General features: G+C 32.4%; 2 protein-coding genes and 1 pseudogene. 2 read left to right on the top strand and 1 reads right to left on the bottom strand.

All coding sequences use genetic code 11. From position 1 onward, the window contains the following. Nucleotides 1–142: 142 nt before the first annotated feature. Together ACJ5GX_RS02740 and ACJ5GX_RS02735 are read left to right on the top strand one after the other, a co-directional pair. A complete protein-coding gene (locus ACJ5GX_RS02740; protein ID WP_495292682.1) occupies nt 143–3,865 on the top strand; it encodes a hypothetical protein in 3,723 nt (1,240 codons plus the stop codon). A 101-nt stretch (nt 3,866–3,966) separates the two neighbouring features. Beyond that, a pseudogene (locus tag ACJ5GX_RS02735) lies at nt 3,967–4,651 on the top strand (IS6 family transposase). Here the strand turns inward: ACJ5GX_RS02735 and ACJ5GX_RS02730 are convergent. Beyond that, nucleotides 4,646–4,851: hypothetical protein (locus ACJ5GX_RS02730; RefSeq protein WP_495292681.1), on the bottom strand; the 206-nt coding region annotated here is incomplete at its 5' end. The pseudogene ACJ5GX_RS02735 and the gene ACJ5GX_RS02730 sit on opposite strands and share 6 nt — an antisense overlap.

Raw genomic sequence — 4,851 nt, 5'->3', positions numbered from 1 at the left:
TTATCATTAAATCTGTCATTTTAATTAAAAACATGTTCTGAGTCGTTTAATTCACTAATTATTTAAATTTAATTCAATAAGTGATGGAAGAAAGTTGTGATAGGTTGACATTTCGGGTCTTTTTCATCAAGAAAAATATTATATGATCGATCTTGTAACACAGAAACGCGATGACTGGAAAAAAGTATTATCTGACTCCGATATTGAAGATATTGAGTTGAAAGAGATAAGCGGTGATAAAGGGTGCTCTATATTGAGCAGCGAAAGCTTGATGAAAAATTGGAATCAATTTCTAGAGGCAATAGGTCTTGGACAGCTTCCTGGTATTATAAAAGCTCTCAACATTGGAGACAAAAGATTTGAAATAAGAAATGGAAAAATAAATATAGATGGTAAGGATTTTGTGATTCTTGCGGATAAAATTCAGTTTGATAACAAAGAATATAAAATTCAAGGTGGTAAAGTTACAATTAATGGTCAAGAATTTGAGCTAAATATTGAAAAATCTATATCTCTGTCCTTTGATGAAGAGCACCGAGTGGCAGAGCAGGAGTTGTATAAATATCGTATGGGGCTTTTGTCTGCACTTGTGCCTACGCTGTTTTTAAGTGCAACGCCTTCAATAAGCACTCATAAATATATTAGAGAAAATGATGGTTTACTTAAAACTCTTTCTTTGACAGATAAAATGAAGTCAGGTGTGTATGGAGATTTAAATCTACAAGTTCATACAAAAGTAAAAAGTAAAAATCTAGCAAAGGAATACTCTAATGGCGTTGAAGAGTATGTAGATTTCAAGAAGGAAGAAAAAGATAAATATAGCGATAAAATTTTAACAGAAGGTGAGTTAAAAGAAGAAGTAGAGAATTATCTGTATAGAAATGTTCAAAGCGTAATTGGTGAACCAGCGTTGATTTTAGCTGAGTCAAATAAGCAGATAGATAACCTGAAAGAAATATTGCAATATGGTAGAAACGAAACCTTACCAAAGTTTAGTAAATCGAAGATTTATGATTTCTTAGAGCGAATGTTCGAACCTAAACCGGGCTATAAGTTAGTAACCCAGTCAAAAAAGTTTGCTCTCATAACAGAGCAAGTTGCTAAGCAGTTCAATATTACAAAAGAAAAAGCAGAAAAAATTGTGAAAGAATATTATGATTTCAGTGGCATTGCAGATTATTCTGTATTTCGCGTAATGCATGGAATAATTGAGAATACACTTTCATGCTTAACTGGTCTAAACAGACACGAGCTTGATGAAAAGAGGTGTGCAGATTTGAAAGGCTTAGCTGGAGAAGTTAAAGCGGCGTTAGATAATACTCATGATTTAGAAATATATGTTAAAGATCAAGGTGTTCAAAGCGATAAATTAAAGAAAGAGCTTGTTCAGCAAATGCAATCTGTAATTAATGTTCTAAAGGAAAATAAAGGCTCTGATTTGTTTATAAGGTTAATAAGAAATTGGAACCAAGATAAAAAACTTCACCTCTTGATGTCATCTAAAGAATTAGAACAAATTCCTGAAAAGCTGGTAGCTTTGCTAAGTAGAGGCAATTACTCTGTAGTGAGAGATTATCTTGAATATTATGGAGTAGAAGAAAGTAAAATAGATGACTTATGTGAACTGGGAAAAGAAGCATCTGCTGAAAGAAGAAAGTTTATGAATTCTTTAAGAGGGTTGAGTGATAAAGAACAAGATGAGCTCGCAAGATCTACACCTCTAGGAGGAAATGAGAAAAAACTACTTGAAGATCTTGGTGCAGTGCTTGGAATGACATTAGAAAATGGTAGTAAGTTGTTTTATGATTGGTGGCCCACACCTTCGTATTCTTGTAATGAAAGAGAACATCCATTAATAGCACTACAAGATTTTTGTTACGAAAATAAGCACAAAGTAAAATTAGAAAATTTAAATCGCTCAGGCAATTTATCTGTAGAAGATCTTAAGAGTAAGCTTTCAGACTATATAAGTGGCCAACCATTAGAAGAATTAGAGCTTGTAAGAGAGAAATTGTGCTCGAGTGATAATCAAAGCATATATGAAGATCTAATGAAGCTAGATACATACCATGCTAAGAAACTCAAGAAAGCAAGAACTCAGAAGGATAATCGGTCTATCAGTCATCATAAAAAAGGAATTTTAAAAGACTTAAACCAGGAACAGTTGGCTCAGTTAGCAATTGACTATTTATCAGAAGCTGAGCTAGGAGATTTATATCAAAATCTATTAGAAGAAGAAAATTATTATCATGCTTTGTGCCGCATGGGATTAGTTGGTAATGATGTAAATCCTACCAAGGTACAGGGATACAATGATATCAATTTACAACATGTTGGAATGCTAGTAGACCCAATATCTACTGACTTGAACAAGCCTGCACAACTTATTCAAGCTCCAGGTAGACTTAGATGCCTAAATTCTAATAGGCACTCTACATTCTTTTGCTATTCGAGTGGTGAATTGAGCTTTGACATAAACCTACTCAAAGAAGGAGATTATATTGAGGCTTACAATAAATCAGTAGTAAGATTATCAAATCAACAAGGTTATGGAAACAAGCTTGCAACAGAGATAATAGATTATATTAATCAGGAAATAAAGAACTTGAAAAGAATTGACGATCTGGCTGATAAAAGTATTCAAATTGCCTTAAATTTGTTTATAGAAGTTTATAATACCAATGGGCATGACTTAAATAAAAGTAAGAAGGAATTTATTGGTGTATTAAAACATGCACGAAGAAAGCTTAATAACTATGAAAAAGAGTTAAGGGATAATGAAGAAGATGCCACTCCAAATTTAGATGAACATGAACTACTGTTCTTTCCATACAAAAGAAGTGATACTTTGGGCGTAAAAATAATTAAAATACTATATAAGGCTCTTATCACAGCTAAGTATCTTTTGATCCGTTTCGAGTATTACTTGGAAACAAGGAGTACTTATAATGGTTTTTTAAAGAAAGTTAATGGATTAAAAAGTGATCCTAATGTGGATACTTATGCTCATATTATAGCAGAATATAGCGTTAAAAATGTTAAAGAGATTAATTTGTTAAATCAGAAATTTAATGAAGTTTATCAACAGAAAGAAAAAACACAGGACGAAGCTGACACTAAAAGCTTCAATAATTACTTAGAGCATATTAATGCATGTTTGAAACATCCAGTGCATCTTAAATTGTTTGATAAAATAATATCACCATTGATGAAAGGCGATTATTTACTCAAGTTACTTGATCAGATTTATCCAGGAGAAAACAATCAAAATAAAGTGGAGAATTTGAAAAAATTCAGGAAAAATTTAAAAGACAAATCTTTTCAATTCACAAAAGATGACTTAGGAGACATAAAACAGGTGCAATCTTATTTGCAGAGTATAATTGAAAGAATTGGAATGTATAATAATCATTATTATAGAGTAGAAGAGTACAAAGGTGATATTATTCCTGCTAAGTTATTGGATTATAGGGTTAATAGTAGATTTGACGTTATAGAGGACGAGAAGTTACAAAGTAGGAGAAATCTATACTTAAAGTGGCAAAAAGGTAGAGCTAAAAGTGTTTGTAAAAATGACTTAAATGAGCTAAAGGTTTTGTCACAAAGAGAAAATATAAAATTGGCAAAAGAAGCTGCAGATTATGTTATCTCTCCACTGCTTGGTGACTCTTCTCGTGCAGCAAAAAATAAGCAAAGCTCAGAAGAAGATAAAAAAATTATCAATAGTGTTGTTGATAAAGCAAATGAAGTTAAAAATGATCTTGAGAAAAACGTTAAGCCTTTTACTACTGAAGAAATTATTTCACCAAGCACTGAGTTTATTAATCCTATAGCAAAATTGAAAGACACTTCGAGAGGTTTATAGGAGGTAAGAAAAAGGGTTCTGTCGCATCTATAAATCCTGGTATGTAACATTTGTAGGAAAGTAGAAAAGAAGTGATATGATCATCTAAAAAAAAAGCAAAGATGTTTCGTATTAGTTCAAAATTATTGCCATATTTCAAAGGATTTAGCTTTTCAGCAGAGATAATAATGTTATCTGTATATATGAAATGTAGATTCTCTTTGAGCTATCGAGATTTGGAAGAAATGCTGAGTATAAGGGGAGCAAAAATTGATCATGCTACGTTACAAAGGTGGGTTATCACCACTGATAGATGAAGCGGTAAGGAAAAGGAAGAAGCAGGTTGGCAGTAGCTGGAGAGACCTACGTTAAATTAAACGGCAAATGGGTTTATCTATACAGAGCACTATTGGTAATACTGTAGACTTTCTGTTGTGTGCTCGTAGAGACAAGTCTGCGGCACTTGCGTTCTTTCGTAAAGCCTTTAGAGAGAATAACCTTCCTGAGAAAGTAGTAATTGATAAAAGCGGCAGTAATACTGCTGCTCTTGATGATTTGAATACAGAAATTTCTGAAGATTGTAGAATCATGGTTTTTCAAATAAAATATCTAAATAATATTGTCGAACAAGATCATAGATTTATCAAAAAACGAATAAAGCCAATGCTTGGTTTTAAGAGCTTCCACTCCGCAAAGATTACCATTACCGGCATAGAAAATATTCGTATGATTCAAAAAAGACAAATTATCGGGGCTAATGATAATGTTTCTACTTTTGAGAATTTTGCTATGCTAATTGCTCTATAACTCCCATAATCCCAGTTTAACGATCTTCTTGTACCACAATTTATAGATGCGACAGAACCTCTCAAATACCTCTTCAGGAAAATCTTCAAATTCACAAGATGAATTGCCTTCAAGGTCGTTACTACCAAATAAATTATATTGTACTACCTGCTTAAAACTAAACATACCTATACCCCCTACTAAAATAAACAAGTAATATA

The sequence above is a fragment of the Wolbachia endosymbiont of Tuta absoluta genome, assembly GCF_059414725.1.
Note: the sequence above shows the minus strand (reverse complement) of the source record. Positions and strands in the feature narration are given on the sequence as shown.

Coding starts and splice junctions, on each gene's coding strand:
- ACJ5GX_RS02740 (WP_495292682.1), top strand. CDS start 143: ATGATCGATCTTGTAACACAGAAACGCGATGACTGGAAAAAAGTATTA.